The 21,395-nt window shown below is 42.9% G+C and carries 13 protein-coding genes, 1 tRNA gene and 4 pseudogenes; 7 read left to right on the plus strand and 11 right to left on the minus strand.

Annotation, left to right across the window (positions count from 1 at the left end):
• Positions 1-249: 249 nt before the first annotated feature.
• Positions 250-399, plus strand: a pseudogene (locus L4D19_RS09915) (IS1-like element transposase); the annotation flags it as partial.
• 481 nt (positions 400-880) lie between these two features.
• On the opposite strand, the pseudogene L4D19_RS09920 reads toward L4D19_RS09915, so the two are convergent.
• A pseudogene (locus L4D19_RS09920) lies at positions 881-1,848 on the minus strand (DDE-type integrase/transposase/recombinase).
• 28 nt (positions 1,849-1,876) lie between these two features.
• On the opposite strand from L4D19_RS09920, the gene L4D19_RS09925 reads away from it, so the two are divergent.
• From L4D19_RS09925 to L4D19_RS09935, 3 genes are all read left to right on the plus strand, one after another.
• Complete coding sequence (locus L4D19_RS09925; protein WP_428452326.1) at positions 1,877-3,982, plus strand: hypothetical protein; 2,106 nt, start codon at positions 1,877-1,879, stop codon at positions 3,980-3,982.
• The gene (locus L4D19_RS09930; RefSeq protein WP_428452327.1) at positions 3,979-5,043 is read left to right on the plus strand and encodes a glycosyltransferase; all 1,065 of its coding nucleotides are present in this window, start codon (positions 3,979-3,981) and stop codon (positions 5,041-5,043) included. The genes L4D19_RS09925 and L4D19_RS09930 overlap by 4 nt, the downstream gene beginning before the upstream one ends.
• A 759-nt stretch (positions 5,044-5,802) precedes the next feature.
• Entirely contained in the window at positions 5,803-6,423 is a 621-nt protein-coding gene (locus L4D19_RS09935) for a thioredoxin domain-containing protein (RefSeq protein ID WP_428452328.1), read from the plus strand.
• 230 nt (positions 6,424-6,653) lie between these two features.
• Here the strand turns inward: L4D19_RS09935 and L4D19_RS09940 are convergent.
• Positions 6,654-6,727 (minus strand) — tRNA-Cys (locus L4D19_RS09940).
• Between the two features lie 431 nt (positions 6,728-7,158).
• On the opposite strand from L4D19_RS09940, the gene L4D19_RS09945 reads away from it, so the two are divergent.
• The 3 genes from L4D19_RS09945 (at position 7,159) to L4D19_RS09955 (ending at position 13,116) form a co-directional block, all read left to right on the plus strand.
• Positions 7,159-9,309 carry an adenosylcobalamin-dependent ribonucleoside-diphosphate reductase gene (locus L4D19_RS09945; protein ID WP_428452329.1) on the plus strand — a complete coding sequence of 717 codons (2,151 nt, stop codon included), beginning with the start codon at positions 7,159-7,161 and terminating at the stop codon, positions 9,307-9,309.
• A 12-nt stretch (positions 9,310-9,321) separates the two neighbouring features.
• A complete protein-coding gene (locus L4D19_RS09950; RefSeq protein WP_428452330.1) occupies positions 9,322-10,011 on the plus strand; it encodes a TSCPD domain-containing protein in 690 nt (229 codons plus the stop codon).
• Positions 10,012-11,286: 1,275 nt separating this feature from the next.
• Positions 11,287-13,116 carry a methyl-accepting chemotaxis protein gene (locus L4D19_RS09955; protein WP_428452331.1) on the plus strand — a complete coding sequence of 610 codons (1,830 nt, stop codon included), beginning with the start codon at positions 11,287-11,289 and terminating at the stop codon, positions 13,114-13,116.
• A gap of 185 nt (positions 13,117-13,301) precedes the next feature.
• Here L4D19_RS09955 and L4D19_RS09960 read toward each other — a convergent pair whose 3' ends face one another.
• From L4D19_RS09960 to L4D19_RS10000, 9 genes and pseudogenes are all read right to left on the minus strand, one after another.
• Positions 13,302-15,491 (minus strand): putative bifunctional diguanylate cyclase/phosphodiesterase, encoded by a 2,190-nt coding sequence (locus L4D19_RS09960; RefSeq protein ID WP_428452332.1) that lies wholly within the window; start codon positions 15,489-15,491, stop codon positions 13,302-13,304.
• 5 nt (positions 15,492-15,496) lie between these two features.
• Positions 15,497-16,417, minus strand: coding sequence for a phosphate/phosphite/phosphonate ABC transporter substrate-binding protein (locus tag L4D19_RS09965; protein ID WP_428452333.1), 921 nt, complete (start codon positions 16,415-16,417; stop codon positions 15,497-15,499).
• A 431-nt stretch (positions 16,418-16,848) separates the two neighbouring features.
• On the minus strand, positions 16,849-17,880 hold the full coding sequence (locus L4D19_RS09970; protein ID WP_428452334.1) for a CobW family GTP-binding protein: 1,032 nt from the start codon (positions 17,878-17,880) through the stop codon (positions 16,849-16,851).
• Complete coding sequence (locus tag L4D19_RS09975) at positions 17,870-18,430, minus strand: LbetaH domain-containing protein (RefSeq protein WP_428452335.1); 561 nt, start codon at positions 18,428-18,430, stop codon at positions 17,870-17,872. The genes L4D19_RS09970 and L4D19_RS09975 overlap by 11 nt, the downstream gene beginning before the upstream one ends.
• 45 nt (positions 18,431-18,475) lie before the next feature.
• Positions 18,476-18,760: pseudogene (locus L4D19_RS09980) on the minus strand (amidohydrolase family protein); the annotation flags it as partial.
• A gap of 88 nt (positions 18,761-18,848) precedes the next feature.
• A complete protein-coding gene (locus L4D19_RS09985) occupies positions 18,849-19,301 on the minus strand; it encodes a Fur family transcriptional regulator (RefSeq protein ID WP_428452336.1) in 453 nt (150 codons plus the stop codon).
• 123 nt (positions 19,302-19,424) lie between these two features.
• A pseudogene (locus L4D19_RS09990) lies at positions 19,425-19,589 on the minus strand (DUF1007 family protein); the annotation flags it as partial.
• Positions 19,590-19,894: 305 nt separating this feature from the next.
• Positions 19,895-20,380 carry a VOC family protein gene (locus tag L4D19_RS09995; RefSeq protein ID WP_428452337.1) on the minus strand — a complete coding sequence of 162 codons (486 nt, stop codon included), beginning with the start codon at positions 20,378-20,380 and terminating at the stop codon, positions 19,895-19,897.
• 93 nt (positions 20,381-20,473) lie between these two features.
• On the minus strand, positions 20,474-21,376 hold the full coding sequence (locus L4D19_RS10000) for an NAD-dependent epimerase/dehydratase family protein (RefSeq protein WP_428452338.1): 903 nt from the start codon (positions 21,374-21,376) through the stop codon (positions 20,474-20,476).
• Positions 21,377-21,395 lie beyond the last annotated feature (19 nt).

Below are 21,395 nucleotides of genomic sequence, written 5' to 3' on the forward strand. Positions count from 1 at the left end.
TGTTTGGTTGTTTGGTTGTTTGGTTGTTTGGTTGTTTGGTTGTTTGGTTGTTTGGTTGTTTGGTTGTTTGGTTGTTTGGTTGTTTGGAAAAAGTCAAATCATTTGTTGTTATTATGTCAACACTTAAACTCAATGTCGTAATTGGCCTTAACTAAATCACTCCGTAAGCATGGAGCTGATACAAATATCACACAGGACTATCGTTGTCTTGGCTACCGATAGTAATTCCAACTTTTTTATACTTGCGGTGCTTATCATCCAAGAGTGAAAAAAACTGTAGATATGACTATGAATAACATAGCTCTTCGTGATACTGCCATAATACTAAAGATTGGATTTAACACCATATTGAGAACACTAAAAAATCCATCCCAGACAAATAACTACAATCCTATTTGATATGGTTTGGAAACAAGTTTTAAGCGGATCATCGCCTGCACTATTGAATATCAGGTATCGCAATGAAAAAATTCAAACTCTATTGAGGGTCTTAAAGCCCTTAACAATCAATCTCTCTGTACTGATAACGTCAAGTTAACTCCTAAACACTAAAAGTAAAGAGCTACATTTCAGGGAAGTCATTTATTCAACTATATAGCGGAAAAACTAACATTGATAGCACTATCAAAAAGACTTACTCGTAAAACCATTGTCTTCTAAGTCTGAAGGAATGCATAACAGGGTAAACAGTACATTTATTGTACGTGATTATAATAAACGTTAGTTCTACAAGTTTGGATCACGACCCACTTCACTCCTCTTATCCGTACAAGGATAAATACAGGATATTGGGAAGATGGTTACCTGAGAATCGATGCGGTATAAGCATACTGTGCTTTTGGATTTTGGCGAAATGATCATCTCAAATTTAGTGTGTGATTCATAGAGATCGTTTCAATTTTTGGAGCTCAAGATCAAGCTTATAGTTCTGTTCTTGGATTCTCTCTTCCTCAGGCTAATAACACTTTTGAGCATAATCAGAGAAAGGAGTGTTTCGAGCCAATTCAGAGTAATGCTTCATCGGTGTTTTTCCTTTTAATACACTGTATGGATGACGCCAACTGTAATAGTGTTACCATTCAGCAAGATGATCATCCAAGCTTGTTCGTTCAATCTCTACTGTTGGATAAAACTCACATTTGTCAGTCTTCTGAGAGCGCTCAACTTTGCCATTGATGTGCGACGAGGCTGGTTTATTTGAGTGGAACTTTATTCCGTATACTTTGAGCATCTCTTGAACAGATACAGCAAAGAACTCTCGGTCTCTATCGGTTTGAATTCACTGAATTGGAAAAAGCATTTCCTCAATTACACATCAATAAAACCTAACGTGTTAGCTGCTGTACGGCGTGAATAGCACCGCATAACACGGTAGCGAGTACAATCATCTATTTCCGTGTATTGGTAAACTCCAGGAGCAATTTAACAAGTATCCATTTGCACTATATCGCCAGGAATTGGTTGTTCATAGCGCTGAAAGTCTTGCTTCCTACGGTATGTAATAATGGGGGTACGGCATTGGAGGTTAGCACCTTATGGATGGTTGCAGTGCTGAAATGAGGTTATGAAGGCGTGCTAATTCTTACTGCAACCTTCTTGGTCCAAGGTTTCTATTTTCCTTATATCCAAAATCAGCTTTTCGATATCAGAAATGATTTTGCTATTAGGAGAAGAATGAGACCTTCGGCTATTACTTTTTAAACCCGATAAACCATCACTCTCATATCGAGTTATCCACTTGCGATGTATTGACCTTGAGATTCCACAACGACGGCAAGCTAAACCTGCATCACCGCATTCTTGGTAGAGTTTTACCCACTGTAATCTTTGTTGAATTTCTCTGTCTATAGACATCCTGTATGGTGAAAGGATATCTATGGATTACACAAATTTAGCACTGTTCTCCTCGGATTTCTCTTCGAACTCTCTCGATGATTTGTTATCATATTGGGTTTCAACTTTTGCGTATTCAGCTGATGCTAATGGATATTTTGTGACCTATTTTAATTTTATTATTGTTTTATTGTCTTTGGTTTTGCCTTCGGCTGCTGTCGTTGCTATCACCAAGCGGCGATTTGAGGACGTGTTGCCTCTCGTCATTTTTTCGATTGTTTTTAGTTTGTACCTGTTTGGTATTTTTGATTTATTACGACCAGGATTTTACATAATCACCGCTGTAATGTTGGCGTTATTTGTTACTGCTTGCTTTCGGATTAAGAGGGATGTTACACTTTTTAAGTATAACTTTTTTTCTCCTGGTTTATTAATTTACGTTCTTTGTTGCTTTCTTATTTTTCTTTTGGTTAACAATTATTATTTCCTAGCCCATGATACATTTAGCCACTGGGGGCTGGCAGCAAAAAACACCTTTATCCTGAATACGTTACCTATAGGCTCAGATGCAAATACAGCTTTTCAGGATTATCCACCGGCAACCTACCTATTTCAATACTGGTTATTACGCGTTGTTGGGTCTTACTCCGAATCAGTGGTGACATATAGTATGAGTTTATGGGGGTTTGCTCTTCTCATTCCTTTGTTTAAAGAGGTCCGCTGGGGGGACTACAAGCTGATACTGCTGGCTACTATTTTCAGCTTGGTGTTTCCTTTAATTCTACTTTGGGGGAATACACAAACTTTCACATATACATTTTATACTATGTTGTCTGTCGATTTTTTAATGGGATTATTATTCGGATATATCGTTTTCCTAATTATTTCATTGAGAGATTGTAAACCTTCCTTTGAACTCTTTACACTTGCCCTAGCACTAACGGCGCTGGTCTTAATTAAGAAGGTTGGAGTTGTTCTTGCTATTATTGCGGTAGTTATAGGGCTGGTTGACATATTTGTAACAGGTAAGCGCCTTGGTTTTTCGGGTGGAAAAAACATTGTATTTATGAAGGTTTTTTTCAGTTTATTAGGCCCGGTTGTTATTGCATTTTATTCCTGGGACGTAGTAATACAGTTATATGATGCAAGCCGGGTGACAATGAATAATGCACATTCCGAGTTATTAGCTAAAGCAGTTACAGGGGATGGAGGAATATTTCCAGCATATGCTGATGAGGTCTTCACAACTTATGTCAATGCACTCTATAACAAACCACTCACTAGTGGAGCTATTCAGTTAAGCTTTCTCGCAGTAGTCCTTATATTATCGACCTGTATTTTTATATTTTATTATCGTCAAAACGATAACATTAATAAAAGTCGCATTTTTTATGCGTCTATGGTTTTATTGCTGTTTACGTGTGTTTATTTAGTCGGTCATATGCTAATGTATGTGGCTATACTAAGCCATGGGGAATCCGTGGGGTTATCTTCTTTTCGAAGATATTTGGCGCCGCTACTGTTAGGCGTTATGTACGTTTTGTCAGGATTTCTGATTCACTATGCTAGTAAATCCAAAAATTTCACCTCGCGTTTTAGTTTGGCACTATTGACCGTTCTCGCTGTCGTTTCGTTAAATCCTGCGTTATTTGATACAGTCAAATACAGAAAGACTGTTGATTTACGTTTTGAGTTTGAGGATGCTATTTCACCTATTTCGCAATTGATATCAAAGCACAAAAATTCGGGTCAGATGTGTTTTCTGGGGCCTGAAGGTAGTTTAAATTTTTACATGATTAACTTATCTCTGAATTATATAAGTGCGCCAGTGGGCCTCAAACGCTTTGTTATGTACTCTGTTCCAAATGAAGAATATAGGAAATGGCATATCTATAGCTACAATAAATTTCTACTTGATGAGTGCAGTACGGTACTGTCATTTTTTGAAAGTACTGATGAAACTATACATATCGACGATTATTACATCGCACCTTTTAACGAAGATGCGAAATTCTTAGGGCTGTATTCAGTAGTTAAAAACACTGATGATGAAGTATCTTTATCGTTATTGGATTGCTCTTTATGCGGTAGACGGGATATTATAACTTCGGCAGATAAAATCTTAAAAATGAAGGCGAAATTACAATGATTACAGATGTGGTGATTCTTATTCCTAGCTTTAAAGCAGATGTTAATTTAGTGGGCTTAATGAGCTCGTTACATGCAATGGGTTTTGAAAAGTTCGTTGTTGTCAGGGATGGCGACGATGATAGTTATGACAACGTTTATGCTGATGTTCAAAAAGTCGGTTGCCATTTACTTACGCATACTAATAACAAAGGTAAGGGAGCAGCTTTAAAAACTGGATTTGATTACATTAATGCTCAGTTTCCAGATATTGTTGGAGTAGTCACTGCCGATGCAGATGGTCAGCATACACCAGAAGATATATTGTCGATGGCGAAAGCTTTACAGCAGACTCCGGATCAATTTGTACTTGGAGCTAGAAAGTTTGATAAAAATGTTCCACTACGAAGCAAACTTGGTAACGGTTTAACCAAAGTCTTGTTTCGGTTTTTAGTAGGAATGAAAATTAACGATACTCAGAGTGGTTTGAGGGCGATTCCTTATGTTCATCTACCTTTGATGTTAGAAATTTCAGGTCAACGCTATGAATACGAATTGAATATGCTACTGACAATTCACAAACATGGTTTAGTGATAACAGAAGTGCCCATAGAAACGGTTTACTTGAATGACAATATTGGCTCGAGCTTTAATCCTCTAGTCGATTCGATAATAATTTATAAATCATTGCTGACTTACGGTTTTTCTGGAATAGCATCCTTTGCCATAGACATTACATTATTTACAGCTATATTTTATATGTTTGATAGTGTCTTTATGGCGCTCTTTGTTTCCCGTAGTGTATCGCTATTAGCAAATTTTGCGATGAACAAAACCTATGTTTTCTCCTATCAAGGAAAATCGACCAGAGTGTTTTGTTACTACTTATTAAATTGCTTGTGTTCAGCTTCGGTATCTTACTTATTGTTGGAATATGTGGTGGCTGCTAATGCTTTTCCTGTTATCCCCTTTAAAATTGCAATAGATATTTTGCTATTTCTTGTTAATTTTCATATACAAAACAATTTTATATTCAAAGCTACCAATAAAAAAACAACCATTTTATCTGAGAATAACATTTAGACTAGAAGTGGACTGAAGAGACATGAAAGTACTTTTGCATTAAATATCTATATAATTGCTCAGGGTGCAATTGCGAATGTTTTTTGAACAATTTAAGCGTTAATTTGACCTGAGTGCTCACTTGTGACCTTATACTCCTAATTTAGGAGCTTACTATGTGCCTCTGCGCTTGGCTCAGTCAATGTATAGGCACATAAATCATTGCAAGATTTAACGTAACTATGTGAACCCATCAGGATATGGAGTACTAGGGTAACACTTCGCCCACTTGTTCCAAACGGGACATGTCATACATCCATTTTATTAACATGCATATATTGCTTGACTTCGCATTTTTGACCTCGGCGAAATGTTACCTAAGCCTGATGGGTTTCTAACTATTCAGCATACTATTTTGACCGCGTTTTTCTGCTTTTTTAGAAATTGAAGCTTATTTCAACCACCACAGAAATGACCGCTTGAGCACCGAATGCTGAACAAGTAAGCTCAGTTCTAATACTCCTCAACCTCGTTGCTGCTCACTGAGTTCATGAGAATCCAGGAAGCGTGGCTATGTACATGCCGTACCTCCACACAGAAAAAAGCCGCTAATCCTACAGAAATTTAAAATTTATACAATTACTTAAGTGAACGATTGGATACAGCCCAGCATCTAGCCCTAATAGGTAAAACTATGTAAGTTTTGATGTATTACCACGTATTTTCCCCAGGATTCAGCCATAATTAATGATTACTTTTAACTAGTTAGTATCTTAAACAATGCTTAAATCCATAATTCCTCTGTTTGTCGCCCTTCTTACTCTGGCTGGCTGTAATGATGCTGCAACACCGAAAGAAGGCGTCAAGTACAAAGTCGTTGCAGAAACTGTAGAGAATGCCGCTCCTGTTATCGAAGTCTTCTCGTTAGCTTGCGGGCACTGTCGTAGCATGGAGACAATGCTGCCTGAGATCAAAAAGCTAGCAGGCGTCGATATCGACAAAGTTCACGTCACGTTCAATAAAAGTGCTCAGGTCGCAGCTTATATCTACTACACGGTCGCTATTCAGAGCGATGGTGCGCCTGATGCTGCGCTAATGGAATCATTGTTCGCCTACGTACAGGACACCGGTGACACTGTCACTGAAGATGAGCGAAAAACACTGCTGATCAAAATTTTCGCCACACACAACCTGACAAGCCCTTTTGAACTGACCGAAGAACAGCACAAACAAGTGTATCAAAAACTAACTGAAGCAGAGCAAGTCGTCACGAACGCCGAAATTGCCTCTGTTCCGGCCTTCCTTGTTCAGGGCAAGTATCTGGTTGAGAGCAGCGCACATGAAAGCCTGGAAGACATGGCCAATACAATTAGCTATCTTGCAAAGCTAGACAGCAAATAAGCATCCCGGGGTAACACCTGGCGACCAATAAGCAGCCTCATTCGGGGCTGTTTTTGTATCTCAGACTGAAAATTAAAATTACATAGCCTACCGACATCTATACCTACACCAGCAGACATTCAAGCGTAATAAATAACGGATTGATTAGATGATGAATGAATCGATGGGAAATAATACGAAACTAAGATAACGGGGAATGAATATTGATTGGTGAGTTTAACGAGAGAAGATGGAGGCGCGTCCCGGAGTCGAACCGAGGTCCACGGATTTGCAATCCGCTGCATAGCCACTCTGCCAACGCGCCATATTTTGTTTCTAGGAAACAAGATAGAAAGTGAGGACTGGCCACTCTCTGAAGACGAAGCGCATTATCCATATCCTGACGTTGAGCACAAGCGTTTTCTAATACTCTTAACCCCCTTAAGCGCTGAATGATCAAGATTTACGCTAACTGTTTTCATATCCCCCACCCCAGCTTGCAAAAGTGATTTCAATACCAATGCAAAACAATTTTTACACTTGTTGATCTTTGTACTTAACAGTCGGATCACATGGGTAGATAATATGGCTGTCAAGACTTGAAGATCATCATATATAGTGGTTTGATCTGTCACCTTGCCACAACATATGACGTTCAGGCTCAAAGAGCGTCATGTGGATATAAAGCAGTTTTTTATGATTCTGAGTTATATCAATCGTGCTGGAATAAATGACAAACATTAAGGTGCATTCATAATGGCGAAAACCCCAACAGCTTCTGAAGTATCTCAAGCAATCGATATTGAATACCAATCTACCTCAATGGAGATCTGGGACAGCAAGTATCGTCTTAAGTCAAAGCATGGAAAAGCTATTGATGTCACGCTTGACGATACCTTCAAACGTGTTGCTCGCGCGTTAGCTGATTTAGAAAAAGATAAAGTCAAAGAACACTGGTACAACGAATTCCTATGGGCACTTCGTAACGGCGCTATCCCAGCAGGCCGGATTACCTCCAATGCCGGCGCATTTGAACACAAGCCTGCTACGTCGACGATCAACTGCACCGTTTCCGGCACTATTCAGGATTCGATGGATGATATTCTTGGCAAGGTGCACGAGGCCGGGCTTACGCTAAAAGCCGGTTGTGGGATCGGCTACGACTTCTCTACCCTGCGTCCGCGCGGTGCGTTTGTCTCAGGTGCTGGCGCTTATACCTCCGGCCCGCTGTCGTTCATGGATATCTACGACAAAATGTGTTTCACCGTATCGTCGGCCGGTGGTCGCCGCGGTGCACAGATGGGCACTATGGACATCCGCCACCCGGATATCATCGACTTTATCCGCGCCAAGCGCGAAGATGGCCGCCTGCGCCAGTTCAACTTGTCTCTGCTGATCACCGAACAATTTATTGAAGCCGTTAAGAACGATCGCGAGTGGCAGCTGATGTTCCCTGTTACGGCCAAAGAAGCCAAACAGGACGGACTGGATCTGCAAAATGATGAGTCTATCGTCTGGACTGACTGGCCGACAAAAGAAGATCTTGTCGAAGATAGCGAAGGTCGAGTTGCATGTAAGGTATTTCGCACCATGCCTGCCCGCAACCTGTGGAACGTTATCATGACGTCAACCTATGACTACGCCGAGCCGGGTTTCATCCTGATCGACAAGGTCAACCAAATGAACAACAACTGGTTCTGCGAAGAGATCCGCGCAACCAACCCATGTGGTGAGCAGCCGCTGCCGCCATACGGTGCATGTCTGCTGGGATCGGTAAACCTGACTAAATTTGTTCGTGAGCCGTTTACCGACAACGCCCACTTCGACTGGGATGCCTACCGTCGTGTTGTGACTATTTTCACCCGTATGCTAGACAACGTGGTCGAAATCAACAAGCTGCCACTTGAAAAGCAACGCCATGAGATCGAGCATAAACGCCGCCACGGTATGGGCTTTTTGGGCCTTGGTTCGACAACGACCATGCTGAAGCACAAATACGGCAGCGCGGCCTCTGTAGCCTTTACCGAGCAAATTGCCCAGGAAATGGCGATCACCGGCTGGAAAGAAGCCCTTAGCCTTGCCAAAGAAAAAGGCGTGGCACCAGTAATGAATGAAGAGTTTGAAATCACTGCCAAGATGATGCGTCTGCGCCCTGAGATGGCAAAGGACGGTATCAAGGTCGGCGACAAGCTCAAAGGTAAAGTGCTGCATGCCAAATACAGCCGCTACATGCAGCAAGTCGCTGAAGTCGAACCAGCCCTTGTCGAGGAGCTAGCCAAGCACGGTGCGCGTTTTACCCACCACAGCTCCATCGCCCCAACCGGTACTATCTCCCTTTCTCTGGCAAATAACGCCAGTAACGGTATCGAACCAAGCTTTGCCCACCACTACACACGAAACGTGATTGTGACAGGCAAGAAAACGAAAGAAAGTGTTGATGTGTACAGCTTTGAGCTGCTTGCCTACCGCGAGCTGATCAATGACAAAGCCATGCCATACAGCACCGACGATGAAGCAAAACTACCGGAGTACTTCATCACCGCCGATGATATTACCCCAAGCCAGCATGTCGAGGTTCAGGCCGCGGCACAACGCTGGATTGACTCGTCTATCTCTAAAACCGCCAACGTACCGACAGACTTCCCGTTCGAGGATTTCAAAGACATCTACATGGATGCCTATGACAAAGGTCTGAAAGGCTGTACGACGTTCCGCTTCAATCCAGAAGTGTTCCAGGGCGTACTGGTTAAAGAGCAGGATCTTGAGAACACCACCTATGTGTTCAACCTTGAAGACGGCACTACCTTCGAAGCCAAGGGCAACGAAGAAATTGAATATGACGGTGAAACCCACACTGCAGCGAACCTTTATGATGCGCTGAAAGAAGGTTACTACGGTAAATTTTAAGGTTAGAGAATCATGGTCAAAAAAATTGACAGCAAAATTGTTGGTTTCAAAGTAAAGAGCCAGGAGCAAGACACCCAGCCTGAGGTACCGGCGAAACCAGAAATTGAAGTTGTGCACATGCATGAAGATATGCCGCGGCCAGAAAAGCTGTTGGGCACAACCTACAAACTAAAGACTCCGGAGCATATCTCTGAGCACTCCCTGTTCATTACCATCAATGATGTTGTACTGAATGAAGGCACTGAATACGAAGTGCGCCGTCCGTTTGAAGTGTTTATCAACTCGAAGAGCCTAGAGCACTATCAGTGGATTGTTGCGCTGACGCGTATCATGTCGGCGGTATTCCGTAAAGGCGGCGACTGTACCTTCCTGGTTGAAGAGCTACGCTCGGTATTCGACCCGCGCGGTGGATACTGGAACAAAGGCAAGTATGTCCCGTCTCTGATAGCAGAGATCGGCAATGTCATCGAGCAGCACCTGACCGAGATTGGCATGCTGGGAAAACCCGAGGTCGACGAACACCAGCAAGCTTTTCTTGACGCAAAAAAAGCTGAACTAGCAGCTGCACCGGAAGAGAAAGAAGAAGACAAAGGTAACTTCCCGCCAAGTGCCACCCTTTGCTACAAATGCCACACCAAGGCAGTCATCGTCAAAGACGGCTGCCAGACCTGTCTGAACTGTGGCGACTCTAAATGTGGTTAATTGGCACGGCTAATTAGACGCGGTAAATTCGCTCTTTTTGCCGTAATACAAGAAAGGCTCACACGCTTGATTAAAACCGTGTGAGCCTTTTCTTTTTATAGTTACTCATAATTGCACTTACAAATTCGGCGGTTAATTACTAACAAAATGAACTGCCTGTTTAACGATGACTTTAAAGGAAGCATTAATACTAGTGCAGATACACCTTGAGTTGTTCACTGTTAATAAAATAAATACCATCTAACTCGCGCTTCGCTCCTTGCGAAATAGGCTGAATGGCAAGCTTTAATATTATCTTTCCCTTAAGTCCAAAGTTATCAATGGGATTCATCTAAGATTCGAGTTTTTCTTGGTCTTTCAGAGCAATGTAAGAAATTGCGCAAGTAAAGCGCTTACCTCCTTTGGTTATCTTAAAACTCACTTCTTTGAAATCTTCGTTAAGATATGTAGCGCCTTAAAAGAATCATTCCTTGTTCATATCTATCCGTCCTCTGTTGGATTAGTTACACTGACATTGATATGAAAGTGTAGAAGTATTGATGATGGATTGCTACTACAGGGCATGGTCGACAATTTATGTTTGTATACTGCAACGTGCATAGTTAATGATGTTCTTGTTAATTAGAATATAATAAATTTGTCTATTTACCTTTGGAAAAAAGGTTAACTGATCTGATTGATTTTTTATGCAGGTCTAGTTTCTTAAGAGCCCTTCTTTACCATACAAGATAATATTCAAATGTATGCAAAGCTAGGCACCATAAAAAGTAATGACGTGATAATAATACTAGATGTAAGATTGGTAGGAATAAGCCATCATATCAATCTTGTTGCTAGCTATGCCTAGCCTTTTAACACCAATACTGTAAGTCTTTATATTTATTGACTTTTTATTAATTATCTTTGATAAATATTCCATTCCGTTATCTAGGAAAAACTCTACAGCACTACGTTTTATTACTTATAGAGACCTGGTCTAACAACAATTAGAACAGCGACAACGGCATATTTTAATAAATAAGCCAAGACTGATGAGAAGCACATTTACTGGTCTAACCATTGTGTTTTAGTTCAGCAATGTCGATTATTCCTCATTTTTCATTCATAGCCACTTGCCATTGGCTGAATAATTGATTAATTTGTCATTTATTGTAATAAATTGTCATTCCTATAATAAAAATGCGTTTACATGGGTCATACTTTCAGTTTTCCCTTTTACGTCAATAGAAAGAAATTCGCTGCCATCCTTTTTGTGTAGTCTAGAGTATATTCATAATGAAAATTAAATATAAATTATTTTGCCTTACTGGCTTATCAGTGCTTGCTTTGTTATTGGTATTAGCGGTAGCGAACTTTGCTAATCAACGTATTTTAAAGTTAGATCAAACATTTACAGATGTTAAATCATTAGAGGTTTCGTTACTTACATTACGCCGAAATGAGAAAGACTTTTTAGCACGTTTGGACCTTAAATATAAAACCAAGTTCATGAATACCTACTCTGATTTTGAGCGTAAAACGCAAATTTTGAGTAATGAACTGGATGAATTGTCGGTCAAAGTGCCTGAATTGAACCAAATAATGCTTGAGATGCAAACCTATAAAGCGAGTTTTCTTGAGATAATACATGATTATCAAACCCTTGGGTTGAAACATTCTGAAGGGTTGTATAACGATTTGTTTGAACAATCTGAGAGTCTGATGGAGCATGCACATCATGACAGTACAAATGCAAGTACTATTTATACACTAGTTCTCAAAGCCGAGCTTTTTGCCTTTTCGAATAGCATGGATTATTTGCATGATTATCAAGCGATATATCAAAAGCTTAATAATATTCAAGAATTAGATTTCAAGTCTGAGCTAACTCAGTTTAATCATACGCTTGAGCAGATGTATGAGCAGAAGGAACTAATTGGTTTTGCTTACAATGAAGGCTTGCGAGGCAAGGTTCGTACAGCATCACACCATGTGGAGGAGATATTCTCCAAGATGGAAGCCCAGATCGAGGGAGAGCTTGTAGAAGCTAAAAGCCGAGTGTTAACCATTATTTCCTTCTCGGTTGTTGGTGTAATTGGTATCTTGGCAGTGTTGTCTTTACTCATCAATAAAGGGGTTCAGCGCAGCATCACCACTTTAAATCGCCTAATGTCAGAGATTTCACGCAGTCATGATCTAACCCTGCTTGCTGATGACAGCAGCAAAGATGAAATGGCTGAGATGGCGGCTAACTTTAATGATCTTATGGCCAGTATGCGACAGCTTATCGGCAGCGTTCAATCAACAATCACAGAACTGGGAGCCGCCTCCGAGCAGTTGCAGCACAGCAGCCAGGCAACAGAGGCAGCTTTGGCTCAACAGCAGTCCGAGACAGACTCAGTAGCAACGGCAATCACTGAGATGGGGGAAACAGTCAAGGAAGTTGCATCTACCACTGAAGGCGCAGCTGTTAACGCAGAGCGAAGCCATCAAGGTGCAGCAGCCGGCTTGGCTGAAATCAACTCAACAAAAGAGCGTATTAGTTCATTGTCTAATGAGCTAGCTAAAACCAGTGAAGAAATTATTAACTTATCAGGCCTGTCTGACAACATTGGCACTGTGTTGGACGTGATTCGTGGAATTGCGGAGCAAACTAATCTGCTGGCATTGAATGCAGCAATTGAAGCCGCTCGGGCGGGTGAACAAGGTCGAGGGTTTGCTGTCGTTGCCGATGAAGTTCGAACACTTGCAGGTCGTACTCAACAATCCACCGAAGAAATTTCATCTATTATTACTTCGGTTCAGGAGCAAACAAGAGTCGTTGTTGAGCAAATTGGCAACTGTCGTACTCACGGTGAGCAGAGTGTTGAGCAGGCTAATAGTGCCGAAGTTATGATTGCTCAAATCATGAGTGATATGCAACGGATACTAGAAAACAGCACCCAAATTGCTGCAGCCGTTGAACAGCAAAGTATTGTTGCTGCCGATATTAGCCAGAACATCAGTTCTATTCGTGATATCACAACCGATAATTCCAATGCAGTGCATGAGAATTCGCAAGCAGCCAGTGCAGTTGCCGATCAAGCAAGAGGTCTAGATAAAGCCATTGCTAGCTTTAATGTTTAGGCAATAATGTCATCGAGGTAAAGTGCCTCAAAGACGTTTTCATTAGAAATGAAAGCCTTTAACGGAATAGTTACAGTAATCGGGGCTGGTTTATGTTGCCAGCCCTTTTGTATTGTTATTAGCTGGAGTTAATTACTCAGTTAAATATCCTGATATGACGTTCAATAAGCCATTACATTAGCCTACTAAACAGTCGACGATTGACAACAGAAACTAAGAAACTTATCACCCGGTAGCGGACGAGCAAAGTAAAACCCCTGGCCATTATCACAGCCAAGCTCACATAAAAATTGTGCTTGCTCATGAGTTTCTACCCCTTCCGTAAGGACGTTTAGACCCAAAGCATGTCCCATATGAATAATTGCTTTGATGATCGTAATACTCTGCTGTTCGTTTCTGTTCTTCGGCAACAACGAGCGATCGATTTTAAGGCGATGAACAGACAGCTGACTCAAATAACTCAGGTTCGAATAGCCCGTGCCAAAGTCATCAATGGCAAGTCGGATTCCACGAGTTGTAAGCTGAGTCATCGTGAATAAGGCTTTCTCGGTGTCATTGATTAACATGCTCTCGGTGATTTCAAGCTCTACACACTTACCCGGCAGCGAGTATTTGGCCAGCAGCATATCGATTAACGGGATCAGCCCATCGTCGGTAAACTGTCTACTGGAGAGGTTGACTGCGATACACAATTCAGTCAATCCTTGGGAACGCCAAATGCTTAGCTGGCGCAAACTCTCTTCGAGTGCCCATCGACCAATCTGAATGATCATACCGGAGCTTTCGGCAATCGGAATAAACTCTGTAGGCGAGATTGTCCCAAGAGCTGAGCTCTGCCAACGTGCAAGAGCTTCGCAGCCGATCACTTTTCCACTACGCAGCTCCACCTGAGGCTGATAGTGCAGGTACAGCTCGCCATTTTTGAGCGCTTCATGCAGGGCTAGCTGTATTTGATTTTGCCTAGAGCGCTTAGCATTTAACTGCTTATTATAAAGCTGGTATTGGTTCTTACTAGAGTGTTTGGCGACATACATGGCTTCATCGGCACACTTCGACAAAGACTCATAGGTGCTTCCGTGCTCGGGCGCAATAGCCACGCCAACACTGCAATAACCTCGCACCTCGGTATCAGCTAATTGGTAAGGATGCTCCGTCACGATTTGCAACAAGTGCTCTGCCACACGTTTCACCTGCTCCTGATCTGAAAAGCCAGTCACAAAAACCATGAACTCATCACCACCGATCCGGGCGACAATATCGCTACCGCTTCCTCGAAAACTGCTTTTCAACCGCCTAGCGACACTCTTAAGCATCTCATCGCCTATAACGTGTCCTTTGGTATCATTGATCTGCTTAAAGTCATCCAGATCAATGCTTACCACTGCCGCAAGCTCATCTTCTGACAGCTTGCTCTTGAGGTAGCCGTCAACTCTTAATTCAAAGTATCGCCGATTGGCCAGCCCGGTTAAATAGTCCTGGTTAGATAGCCGGCGATACTCATCCCGCGAGACAGTGGTTTTTTTTAGCTCGTTGACCATGTTAGTAAATGCGGTCGCCAGCTCGCCTATTTCATCATTGCGTTGGATATTGAGCTTACTGCGTGCCTTTCTTCTGGCTACTTTTGGCATTTCTGCTGCTAGCAGGCGCAATGGCGCCGTCACTCGAATCAGTATATAAACCAAAACCAATAGGCTAATTATTATCCAGATTACCGATAGCTTCGTGGCAAGGAGCGAGCCAGCTTGTTTCCCTTTAACTAACGCCGTCGTAGTATCTTGATGGGTTACTTGAACAAGCTGCTCAACCGCCTCAAAATCGGCCAGCAGGAGCAGCCAACCGAGCACCTCGCTATTCAGCACTATAGGTACCTGAAAGAGCTGTAAATTACCGACCCTAAGAAGCATATAACTTTCTGACGATTGCGACTGGCTTAACCGCTTACGCACTATGCTCGCTAACTCGGCTTGTGAATACTCTTGGCTCAGACGAGGGTATGCCATTAGGCGAACGAGTGCCGACGTCAGTGGCTGGCCAAGACTTTCAAATTCACCATCATGCAAAACAGACAGCTCAGCATCAAATATCATGACCTCCAATACATCTTCCTGACTTTTTAGCGCGTGAACGAGCTCAGCAATCAAGTCGATATCCAACGTGTAGACCGGCTGTCGCAGGCTGCCACGAGTAAAGTCCAGCATCTGCAACGTCTGGATGGTATGAGCGTTATATAGCTGCGAGCCAATTCGTTTGAACTGTTGCTCCATCGATTGACCAACATATCGATCCACCATCCACAGTGTGGATTGCTGTAAGGTGATCACGAGAGCAATTAATATCACTGCGGTGATCAAAGATACTCGCCAATGAAGACGCATGTATATTAGTCCTTGCGATGCAATGAAGTATCTATGTCGGTAATATGTGTTTCAAACCAATCGAATTTGTCGTTCATTACGGGTGAAAAGCCTGTGACACTGCGATAAGGGTAGATTTCAGCCTTATCCTCCACAGTCATCGTTGTTTCCAGCAGAGTGTTACGCAACGCACGCATCAGTTGAGGATCCAGATCGGTACGAACGGCCAGTATGGAGCGGGGAAACTCAGCGCTGCGGTACATGATCCGCAGATCCGCCTTCAGCGCAGGCGGAACCCGCTTGGGGTTCGTCCAGTCTTTACTACTTAAGGCACCAACGGCAACTTTGCCTGAGTGTACCCACTTAGTTATGTTGATCTCTTCCCGAGCAAAGGTATAACCCACCTGCTCAGGGCTTGGCGTCCCTTTAACCAACATCATGCCTGTTTGAGTAAGTATTACCCGGGGAACAAAGTACGAAGGTGTTGAAGTCTCATCTTCGAAGGCGATCATCTTGCCTTTTAAATCACTCAACTGATTGATACCGCTATCCTTGCGGGTGACCAAAATCGAGTGATAACTTGAGACACCGTCACGGTGCTCGTTAGACAGGAAATCTAGATTGCTGATTTTTCGTAACTGTAATTGGGGATAGAGTGAGTCAGAAATGACATCCACCTGCTTGTTGTTGATCAACAGGGCCATTTCATTAATGTCGCGGGCAAATACAACCTTGCCACCGCTAACTCCGGCATGTTGTAACCGCTTAGCTAAATAATCAGTAAATACGCTAAATTCAGCTAAATCCTTACGCGGTGATGATGTGAGACGGCCAACCTTTAGTGTGTAGCCATCCTGTGCTGCTGAGACGTTAGTGGAGAAAGCAAGCAGTACTACTGGCACGATAAACAAGCAGAATATCAGGTTGCGCCGAAATGAAATGGGCATATGATTCATCCTCTATCCTTAAAGATTCACATATTAAATAATTCGTCCACTCATATTGCTGATAGTTAAAAAGTTGTTTATCACTTGTTTAACATATATTGCTATCAGTTACCTTTTAGCGTATACGCAATTAGTAAAATATTCCACCAAGGCATAACAATTAACCTCGACGCTAAACCCTAATTCTTTAAGTTGCTCTTACAGTCAGGTTCGAAACAATGCAAATAAGGTACTTAATTCGTCTTGTAGTGATAGTAAAAATTACCGCGTGATATGCCGGCTTCATTGTCATTCTGAACAAATCAGGCGCGATTAATTCGCTCTTTTTGATGCAATACAAGAAAGGCTCACACGCTTGATTAAAACCGTGTGAGCCTTTTCTTTTTAGCCTCTACGAGTCATCGCAAAGGAGGTATCAATAAATGAAACTCTTACTCTGCGTATTCAGATACACGATGACTACCATCCTCAACACAACTTAGAAGCTGTGCTTCAAACGTCTCTAAAATTGTATCGGAGATCAGCTCAATACGGCTTTCATCGCAATCATCCAGTTCCACTTCGGTCAACCCATCTGGCGTCTGGTTATAACCAAAAATGCCACTTTCCGTAATAAACACGGCTTTCATACGCTCTACGTTCAACTCAACCAACAGTAAGATAAGCTTCTGACGACTGAAAATCTTATCTGGTGAGAAGCGCCAGCCGATACTATGAAAGCCTTCTCCTTTATTCATCGCTCTTAGCACACCACTCTCTGGCATAGGTTCTTCTGAAGCGAGAGGCTTATTATGACCATGATGATGGTGGTGTGGAGGGTGCTCGTGAATGCTTGTCTCACCCTCAAACTCAGCAAAAGGAATATCACCATGTTGGGCGAAGATCACCTGGGTATTCGGACGACCAAACTCAGCAACATAAGCGTTGAGCTTCTCTTTGTCACCATTTCGATAGAGATCTGACTTATTCCCAACCACAGTATCAGCAATCGCTATTTGTTGATTAAAAGTATCATGGTTGGTATAGCGCTCATCGGCTAGTTGGCGTGCATCCACCAAGGTCACGTTCTTTTGCAGAGAGAGCACTTTTTTATAATGCTCAGAGGACAGCACTTGCAGAACCTCTTTGGGATGGCCTAGGCCAGTCGGCTCAATCAACAATCGATCGGGTTTAGCTTCCGACAACAGCTGATTAAGAGCAATTTGCATCGGCAAACCAGCTGCACAGCACATGCAACCTCCCGGCACTTCACGAATAAACACCTGTTGTTCTTCACTCTGCTGGCCTTGGAGTAAGCTACTATCAACGCCTATTTCCCCAAACTCATTGACCAACACTGCCCAGCGTTCGTTATCTGGTTTATCCTTCATTAAATTAAGAATCGCGGTGGTTTTACCCACCCCAAGAAAGCCAGTAATGATGTTGGTTGGCACACCTAAAATTTGTTTACTGTCAGAGCTCATTGGCAATTCTCCTATAGCCTTGAACAAGCGTATGGTTTGCAGAGACTACAGACTCGGAGAACGCCGAGTACTCTGGCGGCACTGTCGAAATACTATTCAAATCAAAACCTGCACCGATATTTGTCATCGGCGGCACATGAAAATTCTCAGGCAAGTCTAGCCCATCCACCACACAGTTATGCCTAATAACGCAACCATTGCCAATAACAGCGTTAAATACAACCGAGTTAAAGCCAATAAATACATCATCGCTGACCTCACAAGGACCGTGAATGATGGATCGATGAGCAATCGATGAACGCTCCCCAATATTCACCGCTGCTCCCGCTTTAGAATGGATAACAACGCCATCTTGAATATTGGTATCGCGCTTAATCACGATAGCTTCCATATCCCCTTGCTCATTCACCTCATCTGCACGAATGACCGCATAAGGGCCAATAAATACATTATCCTCAATGATCACTTTGCCGCAGATGATCGCAGTAGGATCGATAAATGCCGTTTCCGACACCTCAGGCATGTGGCCGTTTGGGTTTCTTCTTAACATATTGATTTCTCTTTATAAGGTGACTTTACTGTTCAGAAAGTATCGTTATCGTTCGAAAGACAGTCGCATTGCTGAATTTGGGTTTCCCCTTACCCTTTGATTGGCATACACCAAATCACCATTTACCCAAGTGTTTTTGATCTGTGCTGAAAACTCATGACCAGCAAAAGGCGACCATCCACAGTGATACAGACTGTTTTCATGGGTGACCATGGTCGGGGATTGAGCATCCACCAGTACTAAATCAGCGTAATAACCTTCTCGGATAAAACCGCGATCGCGAATGGCATAACGAATTGCTGGGTTATGCGCTGTTTTTTCAACAACCTGAGGCTGACGATGAGCCCAATAGGTAGACAAACTAAGTATGTAAAGTGCGTGCATAGGGACCTTGTCGCAGCAGCAACACATTCAAGCATTACTCGGCACAGTCATCGCAAACGCAGTTAATCTCGAGTTGAGGGTTTATAACGGTGAAGCCTTCTTGGCGAGCGTTGGATTGAAGGCCTGTGATCATTGCAGAATCAATGGTTTGCTCGCTGATTTTGTTGCACTTAGAGCAAATTAAAAATTGGGGAATGCCATGTTCATGATCACAGAGAATATGAGAACAAGCGATGTATTTGTTTGAGACCTTAAGCTTATGGGCTAAACGCTCACCTTCAAGAAAATCCAAGCTCCGATAGACCGACATCGCCTGAATACTCTGATCAAAATGTGTTTTACAGTAATCCACCAGTTCATAAGCAGAAAGCGCCTTACTGGCGTGAACCAGCGCGCGTAGCACAAGTTTTCGCTTTGACGTCAGTAGTCTTCCACGCGCCTTACAACTCTGCTCTGCATGCTCAATAATTGTGCTGATCTTGTCCATCTACCTACCTGGTATGGTATCGCCCCACCAATTGATACGTTATAACATATCAATTAATATCGACAAGCATATTTTAAGGCATTATGAATTTACTAGGGGCAGGCAAGACACTCAGGAGAACACCGGGGAAATATCTTCACTATCAAGCATGTAGGCCGAAGTCATCGCATCAAACGACCATTCCATTTTAAAACCAGTGATCATCCCATCCTTGCCTTCGATATAGGTCTTCATATCAATCCAGGAATGGGGATGGGCCTCAACGCTCGGTGCAACAAATACAGCTAGCGCCCAAAGGCATTGTTTCTTAACAGGTCATCGTAATAAATGATGGTAACTTGAGAGCAGGCAGAGGACGTTCCTGACTAAGCGAGGAGCTTGTCCGAATAAATTGATACTGTGCCGAATATAGAGAACTGGATGATTTTTCATGCTGTTGACTAACTGCTGTTTTGTTATGTTATAACATAATCATCAATGAAAACAAAAAGCGCCTCGATAATTAGTACTGTCACTAATTTCTAGCTCACCTAAATGTATTAAACCCCAAAAAGGGCTGACACTTGGCCAGCCCTTCTCTACATTTTTATCTATTACTCATAGTCAGATGAGTATGTCTCTTCATACGTGTGAGAATACAGCTCAAAGAGGTTGCCAAACGGGTCTTCCAGATAAACCATTTGGGCTGGTTTGCTATCATCTTCTGGGTGATAGCGCATAATATCCATGCGTACTTTTCCGCCAAACTTTTCAGTACGCTCGATAACACCCTGGAAGTCATCAGTCTGAAGGCAAAAATGGAAAATGCCGATGCGGGAAAAATCAACGTTATGACGCTCCTGGCGCTCCTTCATTTCAAACAACTCAACGCCAATACCGTCAGTGGTGACAAGATGTGCAATGTTAAACCCTTTAAAGCCTTCGCCAAAAACGGCCACACACATTCTGCCGATTGCTGTTTCACGCTCTTCTTCAACTTTGGTATTGCCCATAACGACTTTAAGGCCAAGCGCATTGGTATAAAACTCAACAGCTTTATCCATATCGCCGACCATAATACCCACATGATTCATTTTCATAACGTACCCCAAACTCGGTTGATTAAATCGTCACTTGTTTTGATGGGGTCATTATATGGCGCCACTAACATAATCTGAAATTATCAACAATTATTAAAATGATAACCTGAATTTATTATCAACAATAGAGACTGGAAGCACCTCGGCAACTTCATTGTCCAGCTGTGCCAGCACGCTGTTGTAACCATAGCGAGGCTGCCATCCGAGCACCTGTTGTGCCTGCGATGAGTCGTATACCCGATCTAGCATTTTGGGCAATGTCCATCCCCGACGCTGAAACGCCGCGGCGAGTTCAGGCTCGTACTTGCTGATCACGGCATCAGCCTGCTGGTATAACAATGAACAGTCCTGGCGGCGGAACGGTGTTTTTGCCGACAGGATATAGCGGTTAAAACCCTCAGGACGTGTATTAATGGCACATCCATGGGCCGAGGCGACATCTCTGGCATCGATACCACGGGTCAGGCGGTAGACGGCCATCATATCGGCGGGTTCGGGAAAGCACCGCGACATCTGTAACACGGTAACAGGCAGTGAGGTCTCCCTTGAGATACGCTGTAGCAGGTTCTCAGCCTGGATTTTGGTACGATGGTAGACGGTTCTTGGCTGCGGTGTCACTGTTTCGGTGATCCAACCGGTTCGGCCATTTGGCGTCGACGCATAGCCGTATAGTGCGGTCGTACTAGTATAAATAAAGTGGCTGATGCCAAGCTCGATCCCCATTGTGACTAATTGCTCTGTCGCCTCTATGTTGATCTCGGCAAACTCTTGATCAGAGCGCAAGCCAACATGGGGCGCATGCAAAGATGCCGTATGCACAATGACATCAACTCCTTGCAGTGCCGAGCGAACGAAATCGCGATCCCGAAGGTCGCCGACAAAGTCGGCGGTTGAGCAGGGAACCATATCCAGTCCTACCACCTGGTGATGACGCATTAAATGGATATAGATATGACGTCCAATCCGACCGGCAGAGCCGGTAACTAAAATTTTCATAAATGACTAGGGCGTGTTG

It is taken from the genome of Photobacterium kasasachensis (genome assembly GCF_050336885.1).
Lineage (GTDB): Bacteria > Pseudomonadota > Gammaproteobacteria > Enterobacterales > Vibrionaceae > Photobacterium > Photobacterium kasasachensis.

What these genes read in the sequence shown, in the direction of transcription:
- L4D19_RS09925 (WP_428452326.1), top strand. Translation starts at nt 1,877, where the DNA reads ATGGATTACACAAATTTAGCACTGTTCTCCTCGGATTTCTCTTCGAAC.
- L4D19_RS09930 (WP_428452327.1), top strand. Translation starts at nt 3,979, where the DNA reads ATGATTACAGATGTGGTGATTCTTATTCCTAGCTTTAAAGCAGATGTT.
- L4D19_RS09935 (WP_428452328.1), top strand. Translation starts at nt 5,803, where the DNA reads ATGCTTAAATCCATAATTCCTCTGTTTGTCGCCCTTCTTACTCTGGCT.
- L4D19_RS09945 (WP_428452329.1), top strand. Translation starts at nt 7,159, where the DNA reads ATGGCGAAAACCCCAACAGCTTCTGAAGTATCTCAAGCAATCGATATT.
- L4D19_RS09950 (WP_428452330.1), top strand. Translation starts at nt 9,322, where the DNA reads ATGGTCAAAAAAATTGACAGCAAAATTGTTGGTTTCAAAGTAAAGAGC.
- L4D19_RS09955 (WP_428452331.1), top strand. Translation starts at nt 11,287, where the DNA reads ATGAAAATTAAATATAAATTATTTTGCCTTACTGGCTTATCAGTGCTT.
- L4D19_RS09960 (WP_428452332.1), bottom strand. Translation starts at nt 15,491, where the DNA reads ATGCGTCTTCATTGGCGAGTATCTTTGATCACCGCAGTGATATTAATT.
- L4D19_RS09965 (WP_428452333.1), bottom strand. Translation starts at nt 16,417, where the DNA reads ATGCCCATTTCATTTCGGCGCAACCTGATATTCTGCTTGTTTATCGTG.
- L4D19_RS09970 (WP_428452334.1), bottom strand. Translation starts at nt 17,880, where the DNA reads ATGAGCTCTGACAGTAAACAAATTTTAGGTGTGCCAACCAACATCATT.
- L4D19_RS09975 (WP_428452335.1), bottom strand. Translation starts at nt 18,430, where the DNA reads ATGTTAAGAAGAAACCCAAACGGCCACATGCCTGAGGTGTCGGAAACG.
- L4D19_RS09985 (WP_428452336.1), bottom strand. Translation starts at nt 19,301, where the DNA reads ATGGACAAGATCAGCACAATTATTGAGCATGCAGAGCAGAGTTGTAAG.
- L4D19_RS09995 (WP_428452337.1), bottom strand. Translation starts at nt 20,380, where the DNA reads ATGAAAATGAATCATGTGGGTATTATGGTCGGCGATATGGATAAAGCT.
- L4D19_RS10000 (WP_428452338.1), bottom strand. Translation starts at nt 21,376, where the DNA reads ATGAAAATTTTAGTTACCGGCTCTGCCGGTCGGATTGGACGTCATATC.